The organism is Bacillus sp. FSL K6-2861, from assembly GCF_038630725.1.
Classification (GTDB): domain Bacteria; phylum Bacillota; class Bacilli; order Bacillales; family Bacillaceae; genus Bacillus; species Bacillus velezensis.
Genome location: NZ_CP152037.1, coordinates 270,709 through 287,448, shown reverse-complemented (window position 1 = coordinate 287,448; position 16,740 = coordinate 270,709). Strand labels below are relative to the sequence as shown.

Below are 16,740 nucleotides of genomic sequence, written 5' to 3'. Positions count from 1 at the left end.
TTATGAGTTCATCCTTTCTGCAATCAAATGCTTCACCGGCAGTTTAATCGTAAATATGACGCCTTTTGGCTTGTTATGAAAGGAAATGTCTCCGTCAAGTTCAGTTACGATTTCCTTCACGTAAGTAAGCCCGATGCCCGTTGAAGGTGTGCCGAATTCATCGTATTTGGACGTAAACCCGGGATCATAAACGACCTCTCCGATTTTTTCCGGAATGCCGGGACCGTCATCTTCCGCCTGAAATTCAGCCTTTTCTCCTTCCGTCCTGCGCAGCGCGAGGCGGATCTCACCCCTGTCTCCCATGGCTTCGACGGCATTGGCGGTCAGGTTATTTAAGATCGACAAGACGGTAAAGACGTGATAATCGGGATGCTCTCCTTCAATCACGCTCCGGAATTGAATGTCCTTTCCTAAAGATTCGGCGTATTTTTCATTGATTCGGATGACGATGCCGACCAGAGCGGCGGCATTCATGTAATCCCGGAATCTCTCATTGGAAATCAGCTTCGACAGGCCGGCGAATATTCGCTGATTGTCTTTTTTCACTTCATGAATCTCTCCCGCAAGGCGCAGCATTCGGCTCCCGAGCTCCCGGTCGTTCCCGCTCATTTCCCGATATAGCTGATAGGATTCTTTCGTCACATGCTCCGTCGTTTTCAGCGTTTTTTTCAAATGAATCGTTTCTTCATATAAGTTGGACACAATCATCAGCATGTGCTCATGCTGCTTTCTCGTTTGTTTTTCCCTGACCTGAGATTCGTGCAGCTTCATCACGTTGAAAAAACTCAGCACAATAAATGTGTGAGAAACAGCGATAACCGCAATATCCGCCAGCTTGTCCGGCATCATAATCTGCCGGCCGCCGGAAAACTGAACCGTCATTTCAACGGCATCAGACGCAATTTCAATGAGAAAACCGAGAAACCCGATCATCAGCGGCCGATCCCAAAAAAGCCTGACCTTCAGCACATAAAACAAGCAGGCATATGTAAAGTAAAAAAAGAAACTGGGATATTGGCTGAAAAAAACCTCCGTAAAGCCGGCATGCTCTCCTCCCCAGCACGCCAGGCCGATCCGGAATGCCACAACGGCTGCACCTGTCAACAGCCCTGACAATACTGCCGGCACATGCCGAAGCAGCAGCAGAAAAAAGAAAAAAGCCGGGGCGCCGAAGCTGATCCGATATACCTCATTCAGGGGGTAAAATTTCAGTTCCCCCGCCAACGGCACGGTGATCAGCATAAGGGCGAAAAGATAGCCGTCTTTTTTCAGTAAATAGTCGAGCCTGATCATAATCACTTCCTTCTTCTGTCTATTTTGAACAAGACCGATACAGTCCGCAAATTTCTTTAGACCCGAATGGCGGGACACTCCGGCTGATTTATAAATCTATCGGCTTATTTTAAGAATGATTTTGTCGTATTTTGTATGATTCTGTAGATGTCATTATACATTAACATGGAACACGCTATTTTTGAAAACGTTTTCCAAGACCGGTTTCCGCTTCGGACAGGCTTGCAATAGAGGAGGAATGTTATGAAAGATATGGTCAGAGAGCGCCTTGAAAAAGAGGAACTGGCTTCACTTTTACAAGATTGGGTCGAGCATTACCGACCGTTTTCCGTCAATGGAAAAAGCGCAAATTATATACCCGCCCTCGGAGAAATCAACGACTCTCAGCTGGGCATTTGCATATTAGAGCCGGATGGCTCAATGATTCATGCCGGTGAATGGAATGTCCCGTTCACATTGCAGAGCATCTCAAAAGTCATCAGCTTTATTGCCGCCTGCATGAACAGAGGCATTTCTTACGTGCTGGATCGTGTGGACGTGGAACCGACGGGTGATGCGTTTAATTCTATCATCCGGCTTGAAATCCATAAACCCGGGAAGCCCTTCAACCCGATGATCAATGCCGGCGCCATTACCGTCGCCTCGCTGCTTCCGGGTGAAACGGCGCATGATAAATTAGAATATCTCTTTTCCGTTTTTGAAAAATTAATAGGAAAACGCCCTCACATTCACGAGGAGGTCTTCCGTTCTGAATGGCAGACCGCGCATCGGAACAGAGCGCTCGCCTACTATTTAAAAGAAACGAACTTTCTAGAGGCGGATGTGGAAGAAACGCTTGAAGTGTATTTAAAGCAGTGCGCCATGGAGGGTACAACCGAGGACATCGCTTTAATCGGATTGATACTTGCGCATGACGGCTACCATCCGATCCGACGGGAACAGGTCATTCCGAAAGATGTCGCGAAACTCGCCAAAGCCCTGATGCTGACGTGCGGAATGTACAATGCGTCAGGCAAATATGCGGCTTTCGTCGGCGTCCCGGCCAAAAGCGGGGTATCCGGCGGCATTATGGCATTGGTTCCCCCAAGCGCCAGAAGAGAACAGCCTTTTCATAACGGCTGCGGCATCGGCATTTACGGTCCGGCCATTGATGAATACGGCAACAGCCTGACCGGCGGCATGCTGCTGAAACATATCGCACAGGAGTGGGAGCTCAGTATTTTTTAATCAAACGAACCAAGAGGTGATTGGATGCAGGAATTCCTTGAAAATGTAATCGGCTCGGCAAATGATTTTTTATGGTCAAAACTGTTAATCGTACTGCTTCTTTCTCTGGGACTGTTTTTTACGTTCAGATCAAAGGGTCTGCAAGTCCGCATGCTGAAGGAAATGATCCGGGTTTTGAAGGAAGGCGCGGCCGCCCGGACAAAAAACACCATTTCCCCGTTTCAGGCATTTTGCATCAGTATGGCGGCGCGTGTCGGAACCGGGAATATTACCGGAATCGCCATTGCGATCGCACTCGGCGGTCCGGGCGCTATTTTCTGGATGTGGATTATCGCAGTCATCGGTTCGGCTTCAAGCTTTGTTGAAAGCACGCTGGCCCAAATCTATAAAGTAAAAGATCAAAACGGATTTCGCGGAGGCCCGGCCTATTACATGGAAAAGGGCCTGAAGAAACGCTGGATGGGCGCGCTGTTCGCCGTATTAATCACACTGTCATTCGGGGTAGTTTTTAATTCCGTTCAATCCAATACGATCAGCGTCGCCTTTCAAAACGCATTCGGCACCAGCCGGCTTACATTGGGCATTATTTTAATCGTGGTTTTCGGCGGCGTAATCTTCGGCGGCGTCAAACGAATTGCGAAAATGGCGGAATACATCGTAGTCGTCTTGGCCGTTTTATATATCGGTGTCGCTTTCTTTGTCATTCTGACGAACATCACCCAATTGCCCGGCGTTCTGTCGCTAATCGTAAAAAATGCGTTCGGCATTGATCAGGCAGCGGGCGGCGCTTTAGGTGCGGCCTTGATGCAAGGTGTAAGGCGCGGGATTTTCTCAAATGAAGCGGGTATGGGAAGCGCTCCGAACGCGGCGGCGACAGCTACGACGAGCCACCCGGTGAAACAGGGGCTCATTCAGGCATTCGGCGTCCTGACGGATACGCTCGTCATTTGTACAAGCACGGCGCTTATCATTTTATTTTCAGACGCTTATCACCAGCCGGGACTGAGCGGCATCGCGCTTTCTCAGGCCGCCTTGAGCGACCATGTCGGCGCGTGGGCGTCAGGTTTCCTTGCCGTCTTAATGCTTTTGTTCGGCTTCAGCGCTCTGATGGGCAACTATTATTACGGAGAAACCAATATCGGATTTTTAAGCCAGAACAAAAAATGGCTGTTCATTTACCGCATCTGCGTGCTCGGAATGGTACTGTTCGGCTGTATTTCCAAAGTCCAGCTTGTGTGGGATATGGCTGACTTATTCATGGGCTTAATGGTGGTCGTGAACTTAATCGCGATTTTCCTTCTGTCGAAAAAAGCGTTTGCCGCTTTGAGCGATTATGCCCGGCAAAAGAAAGCCGGAAAGGACCCCGTCTTTTACAGAGATGTACTCCCTGATGATGACGGGATCGACTGCTGGGAGTATTCAGACATCGCGAAAAGTGCGAAAGGCAAACACATTTCCTAAACAAAAGGTGTTCGGGCAGCGTCCTGAACACCTTTTTTCTGCCGGTTCATTGACAAAGAGAATAGCGTCCATTACCCTTTTTATATATTTTCAGTAAAGTCAGAAAGGAAGGCCTATGAATCCCATTACACAAATATTAAATGAATACCCGGTTATGATCATAGACGGCGCGATGGCAACCGAGCTTGAGCGGATGGGCTGTGATTTACATGATGATCTGTGGTCGGCCAAAATTCTTTTGGAGAGACCAGAACTGATCAAACAGGTGCATGCAGAATATTTTGCCGCCGGCGCTGATTGCGCGATCACCGCCAGTTATCAATCGACAATCGAAGGATTTGCAGCGCGCGGCATCCCGGAAACCGATGCGATACGTCTCATTCAGACATCTGTTGAACTTGCCGCACAAGCACGCGATGAATTTTGGGCGCATGAAGAAAACCGTTTACACCGGCCCAAACCTTTGGTCGCCGCTTCTATCGGGCCTTACGGCGCGAGCCTCGCTGACGGCTCAGAATATCGCGGGCATTACGGACTGACGGAGGATGAGCTGATCAGCTTTCACCGCACCCGGATGAAAGCCCTCATAGAATCCGGCGCCGATCTTTTGGCCTGTGAGACCATTCCGTGTCTGTCAGAAGCAAAAGCGATCACAAGGCTGCTGGAGGAATTCCCCGGCACTTATGCATGGATCAGCTTCAGCGCCAAAGACGGACGGCATATCAGCGAAGGCACGCCAATTTCCAAATGCGCGGCCCTGCTTGACTCCTGCAGTCAAATCGCAGCGATCGGCATCAACTGCACACCGATTGAACATATTCCGCCGTTGATAGAAGAAATCAAACGGTCAGCATCCAAACCGATTATCGCCTATCCGAACTCCGGCGAACAATATGACCCAGTGACAAAAACCTGGAAAGGCGCAGCGTGCGAAAACCATTTCGGAAAAAGCGCGCAAGGCTGGTACGAAAACGGCGTGAGCATGATCGGAGGCTGCTGCCGGACGAAACCTGCGGACATTCAGGCCATTGCCGATTGGGCCAAGACCTTAAAAACAACTTGACTAATCGGAATAGTTTGTATATTCTATTCAAAAAGCCGGTTCGCCGGAATCTCGTGCCGTTCGTCGGCATGAGATTTTTTATTAGAACGGCCCTCGCAGAAAGTTGGAAAACAATGAACAACAAGAACGAGACGAATTTTCAGAGAAGTATGAAAAGCAGACACCTCTTTATGCTATCACTCGGAGGTGTGATCGGAACGGGGCTGTTTTTAAGCTCTGGGTATACCATTCATCAGGCGGGTCCGGCGGGCACCATTTTCGCTTACCTTTTGGGCGCGGGCATCGTCTATCTTGTCATGCTTTGCCTCGGTGAACTGTCAGTGGCCATGCCGGTGACGGGCGCATTCCACACCTATGCGAAGACCTATATCGGGCCCGCGACGGGCTTTACGGTCGCATGGCTGTACTGGCTGACGTGGGCGGTGGCGCTGGGCTCTGAATTCACGGCGGCCGGGCTTTTCATGCAGCGCTGGTTCCCGCATACTTCGGTTTGGATGTGGAGTGCGGTATTCGCTCTTTTCATCTTTTTATTAAACGCCTTCTCCGTGAAATTTTTTGCTGAATCGGAGTTTTGGTTCTCAAGCATTAAAGTCTTAGCCATCTTACTGTTTATTTTATTGGGCGGAGCGGCGATGTTCGGCATCGTCCCGATGAAAAGCGGTGAGGCCGCACCTATGCTGTCGAACTTTACGGATGGCGGCAGCCTTTTTCCAAATGGCTTTTTCCCGATACTGATGACGATGCTTTCAGTAAACTTCGCTTTTTCAGGGACGGAATTGATCGGAATCGCCGCAGGGGAAAGCGCCGATCCGGAAAAAACCGTTCCGCGCGCCATTAAGACTACAGTCTGGCGGCTGGCGCTTTTCTTTATCGGAACGATTTTTGTGCTGTCAGGGATGATCTCCAGCAAGGAAGCCGGTGTGATTGAAAGCCCGTTCGTCACGGTATTTGACAGAGTCGGCGTGCCTTATGCGGCCGATCTGATGAATTTCGTCATTTTAACGGCGCTACTGTCTGCGGCCAATTCAGGGCTGTACGCGTCATCACGCATGCTGTGGTCCCTGTCTAAAGAAGGGGAGCTTCATCCCGCCTTTGCCAGGCTGACCTCTAAAGGCATTCCTTTTAACGCTCTGATCTTCAGTATGATCGGCGGCATTCTGTCGTTGTTGTCAAGCGTATTTGCAGCGGATACAGTCTATCTTGTTCTCGTCTCCGTCTCAGGATTTGCGGTAGTGGCTGTGTGGATGAGCATCGCCGCATCGCAATTTTTGTTCCGAAGACGGTTTCTTACAGAAGGGCACCAGCTTTCAGACTTGAAATACAGGACGCCGGGATATCCGGCCGTACCGATAGCGGCCTTTCTCCTATGCCTCGCCTCCTGTATCGGCATCGCTTTTGATCCGAACCAGGCCATCGCCCTTTATTGCGGAATTGCATTTATGGCCGTTTGCTACACCGCTTATTACTTGAAAAACCGGAAAAGCAGAGCCCGCGTGCAAGCCGTAAAATCCCAATAACCAAAAAAAGAACCCTGCAGCGCAAGGGTTCTTTTTTCATTTATACTTCAACCACCCACCTGAACGAATCCCGCACCTTCCCGACTTGGATGCCGGCAATCGTTTCATAGAGCCTTTCTGACACTTCACCGATCAAACCGTTATTCAGTTCAATCGTTGCTCCGTGAATGTGCAGCGCGCCGACCGGCGAGATGACGGCCGCGGTTCCCGTACCGAATACCTCTGACACCTCGCCTCTCATCGCAGCCTCATAGATGTCTTCAATGGCGACCTGTTCTTCCCTGACGCGGATGCCCCAGCTTTTTAACAGCTCTATCACAGATGCGCGTGTGATGCCCCCGAGAATGCTTCCGTTTAACGCCGGCGTTACGGCCTCTCCGTTTATGATGAAAAAGATATTCATACTCCCTACCTCTTCGGCATATTTCTTTTCCACCCCGTCGAGCCAAAGCACCTGATCATACCCCAGTTCTTCGGCTTTCCGCTGAGCCTGTAAGCTGGCCGCATAATTTCCGGACGTTTTGACGTCGCCCACTCCGCCGGTGACGGCACGCACATACTCATCCTCCACATAAATTCGGATCGGTTTCAGCTGATCGCCGTAATACGAACCGACAGGCGTCAGAACAACCATGAACTTGTAACGCTTTGACGGCCGGACGCCTAAAGAAGGCTCAGTCGCAATTACAAACGGACGGATATATAAAGAGGTTCCTTTTTCTATCGGTATCCATTCCTGTTCCAGCTCCACCAATTGTATCAATGCCTCCAGCGCCAGCTTCTCATCAAGAGGCGGCATGCTCATCCGCCGTAACGATTTATTCAGCCGTTTTATATTTTGGTCAGGACGGAACATCAACACCCGTCCGTCTTCTGACCTGTAAGCCTTCAGCCCTTCAAATACGGCCTGCCCGTAATGGAAAACCGATGCGGAAGGATCCAGATGGACCGGTTCATAAGGGGTGATTCTCGGATCATGCCACCCTCTCTCCTCTTCGTAATCCATGACAAACATGTAATCTGTGAAGTACTTGCCAAACCCCAATGAAGCGGAGTCCGGTTTTTCTTTTCTTGCTGTGACCTTACGTCTTTCAATCAGTTGATTCAACAAAAGCACACCTTTCTTGTAATTGTTAAAATTTTCAGTCTTTTATAAGCTGCCTGTTTTCTCTGCCTGAATCGTGTATGCACAGATATATGAGGATGCAGTTGACCGTATCATATCAAATATACCACTTATAAGAGGATAATTATCAAAATTTTTGATATTTTCAAGCGAAAATCTAACTTTATTTTATTCTGCTTGATTTTTTTCAATGAGGACTTTCTGTCATATTAAATGATTGCGCTTACATAATGTAAAGCAATCCTTTCTTTCGCACAGTCAATAATGTGACAAATTTATGGCGGATAGGAAGGTGGTTGCCGCCTGCTTCACGAATTACGTATGAAATGCGCAAGTAAAAGGGGGATTCGCTTGAAAAAATTTATCGCATTCCAGATTTTGATCGCTTTAGCCATCGGAGCATTGATCGGCCATTTCTTCCCGGATTTCGGGATGGCGCTGCGGCCCGTCGGAGACGGATTTATCCGCCTGATTAAAATGATTGTCGTGCCGATCGTGTTTTCGACCATTGTTATCGGAGCCGCCGGCAGCGGCAGTATGAAAAAGATGGGCAGTCTCGGCATCAAAACGATTATTTGGTTTGAAGTGATTACGACGCTTGTTCTGGCGCTCGGTCTGTTGTTGGCGAACGTGCTGAAGCCGGGAGTCGGCCTTAACCTCTCTCATCTTGCTAAAAAAGATATTCACGAGCTTTCCGGCTATACGGAAAAAGTAGTCGACCTGAAACAAATGCTTCTTGATATTATCCCCGTTAACATCATTGACGTCATGGCGAAAAACGATCTTCTCGCCGTCATTTTTTTCGCGATTTTATTCGGTGTTGCCGCAGCCGGCATCGGCAAAGCCTCCGCACCTGTCATGAGTTTCTTCGAATCCACGGCAAATATTATGTTCAAGCTGACGCAAATGGTAATGGTCACCGCTCCGATCGGCGTTCTCGCCCTGATGGCCGCCTCTGTCGGGCAATTCGGAATCGCGCTTTTGCTTCCGATGCTGAAGCTGATCGGCACTGTGTTCCTCGGGCTGTTCCTGATACTCTTCGTTCTGTTTCCGATCGTGGGGCTTATCTTTAAAATCAAGTACTTTGAAGTGCTGAAAATGATTTGGGATCTGTTTTTGATCGCTTTCTCCACGACAAGCACAGAAACCATTCTGCCTCAGCTGATGGATCGGATGGAGAAATACGGCTGTCCGAAGCGGGTCGTCTCCTTTGTGGTTCCGTCAGGTTTATCGCTGAACTGTGACGGCTCAAGCCTCTATTTATCGGTGTCCTGTATTTTTCTGGCGCAGGCGTTTCATGTGGAGATGCCGCTTTCTCAGCAGCTTCTGATGATGCTTGTCCTCGTCATGACAAGCAAAGGTATTGCCGCCGTCCCGTCAGGCTCACTCGTCGTGCTTCTGGCGACAGCGAATGCCGTCGGTCTCCCCGCGGAAGGCGTCGCCATCATTGCCGGTGTCGACCGCGTCATGGACATGGCGAGAACCGGCGTCAACGTGCCCGGCCATGCGGTCGCCTGCATCGTCGTGTCCAAGTGGGAAAAAGCATTCAAATATAAAGGACCCGTCACGGCAGACCAGACCGCCCGGACAGAAAGTATGTAAACACAAAAAAGACCACCTTATTGGTGGTCTTTTCTATTAATCAATCGCCGCATGATCCTCTTTCTCAATCAAAGCAAGGCGTTCATTGATTTCTTCCTGAGTCATTTCGTGCTCTTTCACATACATGTTGCGTTCGTTCGTACGGCATTCGTGACTGCAGCTGCGCATGTATTTGTATTCATTCTCAGGTGTGCAGATCATTTTTTTATTACATGCCGGATTTGCGCAGTTCACATAACGCTCGCACGGCTCGCCCGTGAAATAGTCTTTTCCGATGATAACGTGCTCTACGCGGTTGACCGGTACGCTGATTCTTTCGTCAAACACGTAGCACTGTCCGTCCCACAGTTGCCCTTTCACTTCAGGATCTTTACCGTAAGTGACGATACCGCCGTCAAGCTGGGACACGTCTTCAAAGCCCTTCTTCAGCAGCCAGCCGGAAAATTTTTCACAGCGTACGCCGCCTGTGCAGTACGTGAGGATTTTTTTGCCTTCAAGCATGTCTTTGTGCTCTTCAATCCAGTCCGGCAGCTCACGGAACGCCTCAATATCAGGTCTGACCGCTCCGCGGAAATGACCGAGGTCATACTCATAGTCGTTTCTGGCGTCGATCACGATCGTGTCAGGATCCTGCATTTGCTCATAAAAGTCTTTCGGTTTCAAATGCTTGCCCGTCGTGACATTCGGATCAACATCATCTTCGAGACGAAGCGTCACCAATTCTTTTTTATGGCGCACAAACATTTTGCGGAATGCATGTCCGTCAGCCTCGTCAATTTTGATCGGCATGTCGGCAAAGCGCGGATCAGCTTTCAGCGCATTCATGTATTGTTCCGTCTGTTCAACCGTTCCGGACACCGTACCGTTAATACCTTCCTCAGAAATCAAAATACGGCCTAACAGACCGAGCTCCTTACAAAACTTCAAATGCTGAGCCGTGAACTCCTCAGGCTCATCAATCTTTACATATTTATAATAAAGTAAAACTCTATATTGTTTTTCCATGATTTATACACCCTGTTCAATTATATTAATGATCGCACACTCTACTATATCATACAGGAAAACGGGCGAAAGATGAACATTTCCGTCCGCACTCTTTCTTCCAGTCACGCTTCGCCTTTTAAAACCTGCTGAAAATAAAACCGATACGTGTTGCGCAAAAAGGTCTCAAGCGAAAGGCCGGCTGCGGTCTGATACTTGCCGATAATAAACGGAAAACGGTCACGGCCTTTTGCCCGCAGAAGATCGGCGCTGTCTTCAGCCAGTTCTGAGATGAGCGCCTCAACGACAGGCCGGCATGCGTCCCGCACGGCTTCAAGAATTTGCTGATCCCCTGTATGCTGGTACTGCTCTATCAGCTTTGCCAAGTCCTTTTCTTCCATAATGTTCACTTCCTTACACCATATAAAAAAGAGGAGCAGCTTTTATAAAGCGGACGCCTCCTCCTGTGACTCCGCATAACCGATGATCTGGCCGACCTGTAATTCACGGCCTTCAGTCAGGTTATCCGAAGGGGTAAACATATCTTTCTCGAATACTAAAATAACGGTCGATCCAAATGAAAAATAGCCCAGCTCTTCCCCCGTCTCAAGCCTGTTTCCGGTGTTTGTCTGAACGATCGAGTTAATATTCATCGCACCTACCGGAATCATGAGCATCTGCTGATCAGCACGGGTCAGCTCGTACACATAACGGTAATTTTTTGAGAGCACATCTTTCCCGTACTTTAACCCCATCGTATTAACAGGATAGGAGCGTTTCCCCAACTCGGCCAGCTTCTGATACGTGCAGCTGACGGGAGAATGGAAGCGGTGGTAATGTCTCGGGCTCAGATAAAGCACGGCAAAACACCCGCCGTTATACTTGTGATCGGCGCTTTTAAACCCCGTCAGTTCGGCGAACGAATAATCCTTCCCTTTTACCATGAAAGTTTGATTGGGTTTAATCATGCCAACCGTCTGAACGACACCGTCCACCGGGCTGACGATGGCGTTCTTCTCTTTTGCCACGGGGCGGAGATTCAAATTAATATCACGAATGAAAAATGACGCCAATGAATCAAAGTCAGAAGCCGTGCGTTCCGTTTCATTCCAGTTGATGCGATAGTGTTTGGAAAACAGCGGAATCATCGGCTTGCTCAGTTTCGATTCACAGAAGTTTTTAATGAGATAAGACGTCAATCGATTATTAGTCAGTTCAATCAATGAACGGTAAAGAACTTTAGCGGCAGTATTAAACATTGATTACTCCTATGAATTTTCCTATAGTAATAAAAATAAAACACCATAAAAACGCTCCGATGGCGGCGAAGCATAAGTAGGTTTTGAATTCCATTCTGCCGATTCCGGAAAAGTAGCAGGTCACGTGTCTGATGCCGGGGATGAAATAACCTAAAATAATGGTGTACGGCCCGTACTTCTTCATCCACCTGTCTACTTTCTCCATCCTCTTTTCCTTCAGGCCGACCCATTTCCCGAACTTATTAATAAACGGCCGGCCGGCTTTTCTGCCGATGAAGTAGCTGATAATCATCCCCAGGAGCGCTCCGATAAAGCTGATCAGAATGGAGAGCCCGTAATTCAGCACGTTTAAATGAGCGAAGTAGCCCACAAGCGTCATCATGACTTCATCCGGAATAGGCAATCCGATAATACCGAGTGTCAGCATAAGAAAAATCGCGATATATCCGTAATCGGATATTAATTGCTGAACTAATTCCATCTTCTGCTCTCCAGGTTTTCAGGCGCCTGTTTTTTAAAGTGCGGAAATTTAATGTTGCTGACCATTAAATAACCGAGCGCGATCGTTCCTGCCCCCAGAAGAAAAGCGTTATTGATAAAGCTCAAAATGACAAGACACATACCCGCAAACGGAATCGGCATCCCGATAAACGTCGGCAGCTTGCTTTGTTCAATATTAAATCTGGAAAGACGGATCATCCCGCAGATGCTGTAGGAAAGCGCGATTAAAATTCCGATGAACGGAAGCGTATATAGTGAAACACTGTAAGCGAGCATGGACGGCGCTACGCCGAACGTCACGAGATCAGCAAAAGAGTCAAGCTCCCTTCCCATCTCCGATACCGCGTTCAGCTTACGGGCGGCCAAACCGTCAAAGAAATCAAGAAACATCCCGGTGAAAATAAAGATCACCGCAGAGTGTATATTATGATACAAAAGGGAATGAATCGATAAGAGCCCGCAAATAAAATTTCCAATTGTAATCATACTAGGTATATAATTCACAGTTTACACAAACCCCCAATTAAAACCATATCAAATCGGACTGCGTATGCATAAAGGCTCCATTTTACGGAAACATAAAATGAAATTCTTTCAATGCTATCATTCAAATTCTTTTATTATACAGCATTTGGTGTTATTTGAACAATCTAATCTGGTGATTTTTGTTTTTTCGCCGTTCATATTAAGGTAAGCAATCATGGATGCCTTTATTCCGGATTACCCTGCTTCAATATTCCATGCCGCGATCCGGATTGTCCGTTCTTGATGAATGAAAAGCCGTATGATGTATTGTTATTTCCTTCTCCGTGAAATGAGAACATTACATATAACGATTGCGGACATAAAAAGTTTCATGAATTAAAAAGCCGGCACAAAACGGCCTCATACATTATCTCACAACCCCGTTTTCCAGTATATAGTCTGCCAAACAAAAAAGGCGCCTTACCATTACGGTAAAAACGCCTTTTAAGATCATTTTATGTAATTGATAAATGACTGAGTGCTTCGGCCGCTATTTCTCTGGCTTCTTCAACGGTCTCAGCTGCAGAAAGCGCAACCGCCATACGGCGTCCTACTTTCGTGACGGGTTTACCGAATACGCGGACCTGAGTGCTTTTTACTGCCAAAGCCTTCTCCAAACCTTCAACCGCATAATCAGCAAGCTCTTTTGGCGCCTTCAGCGGACGGCTTGCCCCCGGCGACAGCTGAGTGATTTCGGGAATCGGGAATCCCAATACCGCGCGGACATGAAGCGCAAACTCCGACAAATTCTGCGTTACAAGCGTAACGAGCCCCGTATCATGCGGACGGGGAGACACCTCGCTGAAATATACTTTATCTTCAGTAAGGAAAAGCTCCACCCCGAACAAACCGTATCCGCCGAGCTCGTCCGTTATGCTTTTCGCAATGTGTTTCGCCTCTTTGATCTGCTGTTCCGTCATATGATGAGGCTGCCATGATTCAATATAGTCACCGTCTTTTTGTTCATGTCCGATCGGCGCGCAAAAGGACGTACCGTTCGCCGCGCGCACTGTCAGAAGAGTGATTTCTGATTCAAACGGAATGAATTCCTCAACGATGACCCGGCCGTTTTTCACCCGGCCGCCTTCCATCGCCATGTCCCAGCAGCTTTTCAGCCCGGAAGCCGAGCGGCACACGCTTTGCCCTTTTCCGGAAGAGCTCATCAGCGGTTTTACCACGCACGGAAAGCCGATTGTTTCCGCCGCTTCTTTAAATTCTTCATATGTATTCGCGAATTCATAGCCGGCAGTCGGAAGATGAAGCGTCTCTGCCGCAAGCCGTCTGATGCCTTCACGGTCCATCGTCAGCTTTGCCGCACGCGCATTCGGAATGACGTGAAAACCTTCTTCCTCAAGCTTCAGCAGCTCATCCGTCGCAATGGCTTCCACTTCCGGCACGATCAAGTCCGGTTTTTCTTTCTCAATGACTTCTCTGACCTGCGCTTTATCAAGCATATCAATCACATAGCTTTTGTGCGCGGCCTGCATGGCGGGAGCATGCTCATAGCTGTCAACGGCTACAGTGACAACCCCGAGCCGCTGCGCTTCAATGACGACTTCTTTCCCCAGCTCGCCTGATCCTAATAACAACATCTTCTTCGCCTGATACATGTCCTTTGGCCCCTCCCTTTCTATACCCCACTCATTATAACGGAAATATTCAAAAAATAAAGACAAGATAGATGACAAGCTCTATCCTGTCTTTTGCGCTGATTCGAGCGATTCAATCGCCGCTGACACGTCCTTCTCGCAATATTGCCCCATTAAACATAACGATTCTTCCGCCCGGCAGGCGTGAGAAGCAATGCGGCGCTTGGCTTCCTCATGGTTGTCAAGGATGCCGAGATCACAGAGGCTGACGGGGAAACCGAGCCGGCGGTAAAACGGAAGCAGCTCTTCAATCTCAGGTCTCCGATTCTCAAGCGCGAGCTGCACCAATATGCCGTAAGCAACCTTCTGGCCATGCAGCACCTGATGTGTCTCCTGAAGAAAACTGAGTCCGTTGTGGACCGCATGCGCCCCTGCCATCCTGCACAAACGGCCGCCATACCCGCCGACCGTTCCCGCAAGCATAATGATCGTTTCCGCCGTATGGATGAACGGCACGGACAGCTCGCCTTTCTCCATGCTTCCGACGGCCGCTTCACTGTAACGCAATAACAGATTACGGATATATTCCGCCTGTCTCAGCCCCGCCTGCGCCATCAGCGGCGCCGCCTCCTCCGTATTTCTGATGACCGCCTCAGCCTCATACCATTTCGCCAGCGTATCACCGATCCCGCTTTTCATATATTCAATGGGAGAGGAAAGCAAAAACAGCGGATCAACAAGCGTCAAATAGCTTGAACGCTTATGATAATCAACTCTGATAAAATTGCCGCTCTCATCATATATGACACTCAACGGCGTACTTGCCGCACACGTCCCCGCAATGGAAGGAACCATCACAGCTTCTATATCAAGCCGGTCTGCCGCCGCTTTTGCCAAATCCAAAATCGTGCCGCCTCCGATACCGATGATCACATCCGCGTCTTCCGCCTGCTCACAGACCTTACGCACCGCCTCAGGTGAACAGTATCCTTTATGCTGAATCACATCCCAGGAAGAACCGCCGCCGTAATCGGAGAACGCCTGATAGGATTTGATTCCGGTCACAATAACGGGTTTTCTGAATGTCTCCAGCAGCCCCGGAAGTTCTTTTGCGATTCCTTCCTTGCATATGTACTGATTCGGGCCGCTTCGGACGATATCTTCAGGCTTCATTCGAATCTCTCCTTTGGCTGGAATTTATATATATTTTCCCACTTGTCAGAAAATACATCAACCGGAGGTGCTTAGCGCTTCGCTTCTTCCGCCTCCAAAAACAGCTCATCAAGCCGCTCCAAAGCCTCTGCCTTTTCAAAACTGCTGAACCACAGATCATCATAAGAATCAAGGATGCGGTAATGGTGGGAAATCAAATGCTGCTGCAAGCGGAACTCGCCTTTTTTCTCGATGGCTTTCCACCACACCTTGCCGCCCATCGTCTTCCCCTTCGGCCTGTCAATTGTGCGGTGAGCAACCGTTTCAATGACCTCCAGCGGATCATCTCCTAATACGGATTGCAGTGTTTCACTTGATCTGAAAAGCGCGCAAACCGCCACAACATGCGGCCATTCCGCAAGCGCCCGCCCTTTCTCAATCTGCACCAGCGACTTTTTAGAAAGGCCGATCACATCCGCCATTTTCTCCTGTGTGTAGCCTCTCTCCGACCGGATTTTCTTCAGCTGGACTGAGACAAGCTCAGTCATATAATCTTGATCCATCTCAACCTCCATATTTATCAATATAGCCATTTTACACCGCGGCACGCCTTTTTTATATCAGAACATTTTCAAACGAAGCAAAAGAACCCGGGATTGGCTTATCATTGAAGCGATGTACCTTTCCGCATAATCCAGAATGATGCGGTGAAATACAAACGTACGCCCGAAGAGACAGGTGCGGGCTCCCTGGCGGTTGAGCTCCGGACAAAATAAAAAGCTGCCGCAGTTGCAGCAGCTAAAACTTTATAGATCGGAAAATCAGCATTATGAAGCGAACACAATCCATCTTGCACTATAATTGACACGTTTTTTCGAACCCTGATTGACCATTTTAAATCTGTATGAATCTCCTTTTTTTAACGAAGGTGTTTCAAAATAAGTCGTTCCATTTTTCTTTGCATTGGCGGTTTTGATTGTTTTCCAGGCACCTTTGCCGTTGACTTGCTTTTGGACGTATATTTTATACGTGCCCTTCCCTTTACTGTTGGATTTAAAAGTCACGGCTCTCAAGGTGTACTTTTTTGTCGTTTTAGTGAATTTAGGGTGATATGTATTGATCACATAGTTAGTGAAATACCCGCTTTTATAAGTATGAAGCCAGTCTTTAGCCTCTGCTTTTTGCGGAGAAGAAAAACCCATAAAACCAATTCCGCTGATTAAAAGAGTAAAAATAATGATGAGCGACTTAAAAATCTTTTTGCTTTTCATCGAGAAAATCCTTCCTTCCTGTAACTATTTACCCTATTTATGTTAATGACAATATAGCCAATCATAAATCCGTCCAACTAACCATTTTGACCGCAGGAAGAGATGTGAACAGCCCTTAAAATGACTATATGACTACTACTTATGATTCTTGTTATTTTTGATTAAGTGAT

16 protein-coding genes are annotated in these 16,740 nt (G+C 48.2%); 5 read left to right on the top strand and 11 right to left on the bottom strand.

Annotated elements, in window-relative coordinates:
- Entirely contained in the window at positions 1 to 1,293 is a 1,293-nt protein-coding gene (locus NYE62_RS01420) for a sensor histidine kinase (protein WP_160222818.1), read from the bottom strand.
- A gap of 243 nt (positions 1,294 to 1,536) precedes the next feature.
- Here NYE62_RS01420 and NYE62_RS01415 point away from each other — a divergent pair, with 243 nt between their 5' ends.
- The 4 genes from NYE62_RS01415 (at position 1,537) to NYE62_RS01400 (ending at position 6,561) form a co-directional block, all read left to right on the top strand.
- Positions 1,537 to 2,520, top strand: a complete 984-nt coding sequence (locus tag NYE62_RS01415) for a glutaminase (RefSeq protein WP_007409011.1) — start codon at positions 1,537 to 1,539, stop codon at positions 2,518 to 2,520.
- A 24-nt stretch (positions 2,521 to 2,544) separates the two neighbouring features.
- Positions 2,545 to 3,981 carry an alanine/glycine:cation symporter family protein gene (locus NYE62_RS01410; protein ID WP_032870223.1) on the top strand — a complete coding sequence of 479 codons (1,437 nt, stop codon included), beginning with the start codon at positions 2,545 to 2,547 and terminating at the stop codon, positions 3,979 to 3,981.
- Positions 3,982 to 4,096: 115 nt separating this feature from the next.
- Positions 4,097 to 5,044, top strand: coding sequence for a homocysteine S-methyltransferase (gene mmuM / locus NYE62_RS01405; protein ID WP_144464844.1), 948 nt, complete (start codon positions 4,097 to 4,099; stop codon positions 5,042 to 5,044).
- A gap of 113 nt (positions 5,045 to 5,157) precedes the next feature.
- A complete protein-coding gene (locus NYE62_RS01400) occupies positions 5,158 to 6,561 on the top strand; it encodes an amino acid permease (RefSeq protein WP_162782339.1) in 1,404 nt (467 codons plus the stop codon).
- Positions 6,562 to 6,601: 40 nt separating this feature from the next.
- Here the strand turns inward: NYE62_RS01400 and NYE62_RS01395 are convergent, their stop codons facing one another.
- The gene (locus NYE62_RS01395; RefSeq protein ID WP_251257347.1) at positions 6,602 to 7,669 is read right to left on the bottom strand and encodes a branched-chain amino acid aminotransferase; all 1,068 of its coding nucleotides are present in this window, start codon (positions 7,667 to 7,669) and stop codon (positions 6,602 to 6,604) included.
- Positions 7,670 to 8,038: 369 nt separating this feature from the next.
- Between NYE62_RS01395 and gltP the strand changes: the two genes are divergently transcribed.
- Positions 8,039 to 9,289: a glutamate-aspartate/proton symporter GltP gene (gene gltP, locus NYE62_RS01390; protein WP_007409006.1), complete on the top strand. Its 1,251-nt coding sequence runs from the start codon at positions 8,039 to 8,041 to the stop codon at positions 9,287 to 9,289.
- A gap of 36 nt (positions 9,290 to 9,325) precedes the next feature.
- Here the strand turns inward: gltP and NYE62_RS01385 are convergent, their stop codons facing one another.
- From NYE62_RS01385 to NYE62_RS01345, 9 genes are all read right to left on the bottom strand, one after another.
- Positions 9,326 to 10,294, bottom strand: a complete 969-nt coding sequence (locus tag NYE62_RS01385; protein ID WP_007609165.1) for a rhodanese-related sulfurtransferase — start codon at positions 10,292 to 10,294, stop codon at positions 9,326 to 9,328.
- Between the two features lie 104 nt (positions 10,295 to 10,398).
- The gene (locus tag NYE62_RS01380) at positions 10,399 to 10,674 is read right to left on the bottom strand and encodes a hypothetical protein (protein WP_007409004.1); all 276 of its coding nucleotides are present in this window, start codon (positions 10,672 to 10,674) and stop codon (positions 10,399 to 10,401) included.
- Between the two features lie 42 nt (positions 10,675 to 10,716).
- Positions 10,717 to 11,532, bottom strand: a complete 816-nt coding sequence (locus NYE62_RS01375; RefSeq protein ID WP_007409003.1) for a phosphatidylserine decarboxylase — start codon at positions 11,530 to 11,532, stop codon at positions 10,717 to 10,719.
- Positions 11,525 to 12,013, bottom strand: a complete 489-nt coding sequence (locus tag NYE62_RS01370) for a DedA family protein (RefSeq protein WP_003156711.1) — start codon at positions 12,011 to 12,013, stop codon at positions 11,525 to 11,527. Before NYE62_RS01370 ends, NYE62_RS01375 begins: the two co-directional genes overlap by 8 nt.
- A complete protein-coding gene (gene pssA / locus NYE62_RS01365; protein WP_003156712.1) occupies positions 12,004 to 12,537 on the bottom strand; it encodes a CDP-diacylglycerol--serine O-phosphatidyltransferase in 534 nt (177 codons plus the stop codon). Before pssA ends, NYE62_RS01370 begins: the two co-directional genes overlap by 10 nt.
- Positions 12,538 to 13,013: 476 nt before the next feature.
- The gene (gene purT / locus NYE62_RS01360) at positions 13,014 to 14,168 is read right to left on the bottom strand and encodes a phosphoribosylglycinamide formyltransferase 2 (RefSeq protein ID WP_007409001.1); all 1,155 of its coding nucleotides are present in this window, start codon (positions 14,166 to 14,168) and stop codon (positions 13,014 to 13,016) included.
- Between the two features lie 81 nt (positions 14,169 to 14,249).
- Positions 14,250 to 15,320, bottom strand: a complete 1,071-nt coding sequence (locus NYE62_RS01355; RefSeq protein WP_108725186.1) for an iron-containing alcohol dehydrogenase family protein — start codon at positions 15,318 to 15,320, stop codon at positions 14,250 to 14,252.
- A 71-nt stretch (positions 15,321 to 15,391) separates the two neighbouring features.
- Positions 15,392 to 15,862, bottom strand: coding sequence for a helix-turn-helix domain-containing protein (locus tag NYE62_RS01350; protein WP_003156718.1), 471 nt, complete (start codon positions 15,860 to 15,862; stop codon positions 15,392 to 15,394).
- A 264-nt stretch (positions 15,863 to 16,126) separates the two neighbouring features.
- Complete coding sequence (locus tag NYE62_RS01345) at positions 16,127 to 16,570, bottom strand: Ser-Thr-rich GPI-anchored membrane family protein (protein WP_007408999.1); 444 nt, start codon at positions 16,568 to 16,570, stop codon at positions 16,127 to 16,129.
- Positions 16,571 to 16,740: the final 170 nt, after the last annotated feature.

What these genes read in the sequence shown, in the direction of transcription:
- NYE62_RS01420 (WP_160222818.1), bottom strand. Translation starts at nt 1,293, where the DNA reads ATGATCAGGCTCGACTATTTACTGAAAAAAGACGGCTATCTTTTCGCC.
- NYE62_RS01415 (WP_007409011.1), top strand. Translation starts at nt 1,537, where the DNA reads ATGAAAGATATGGTCAGAGAGCGCCTTGAAAAAGAGGAACTGGCTTCA.
- NYE62_RS01410 (WP_032870223.1), top strand. Translation starts at nt 2,545, where the DNA reads ATGCAGGAATTCCTTGAAAATGTAATCGGCTCGGCAAATGATTTTTTA.
- mmuM (WP_144464844.1), top strand. Translation starts at nt 4,097, where the DNA reads ATGAATCCCATTACACAAATATTAAATGAATACCCGGTTATGATCATA.
- NYE62_RS01400 (WP_162782339.1), top strand. Translation starts at nt 5,158, where the DNA reads ATGAACAACAAGAACGAGACGAATTTTCAGAGAAGTATGAAAAGCAGA.
- NYE62_RS01385 (WP_007609165.1), bottom strand. Translation starts at nt 10,294, where the DNA reads ATGGAAAAACAATATAGAGTTTTACTTTATTATAAATATGTAAAGATT.
- NYE62_RS01380 (WP_007409004.1), bottom strand. Translation starts at nt 10,674, where the DNA reads ATGGAAGAAAAGGACTTGGCAAAGCTGATAGAGCAGTACCAGCATACA.
- NYE62_RS01375 (WP_007409003.1), bottom strand. Translation starts at nt 11,532, where the DNA reads ATGTTTAATACTGCCGCTAAAGTTCTTTACCGTTCATTGATTGAACTG.
- NYE62_RS01370 (WP_003156711.1), bottom strand. Translation starts at nt 12,013, where the DNA reads ATGGAATTAGTTCAGCAATTAATATCCGATTACGGATATATCGCGATT.
- purT (WP_007409001.1), bottom strand. Translation starts at nt 14,168, where the DNA reads ATGTATCAGGCGAAGAAGATGTTGTTATTAGGATCAGGCGAGCTGGGG.
- NYE62_RS01355 (WP_108725186.1), bottom strand. Translation starts at nt 15,320, where the DNA reads ATGAAGCCTGAAGATATCGTCCGAAGCGGCCCGAATCAGTACATATGC.
- NYE62_RS01350 (WP_003156718.1), bottom strand. Translation starts at nt 15,862, where the DNA reads ATGGATCAAGATTATATGACTGAGCTTGTCTCAGTCCAGCTGAAGAAA.
- NYE62_RS01345 (WP_007408999.1), bottom strand. Translation starts at nt 16,570, where the DNA reads ATGAAAAGCAAAAAGATTTTTAAGTCGCTCATCATTATTTTTACTCTT.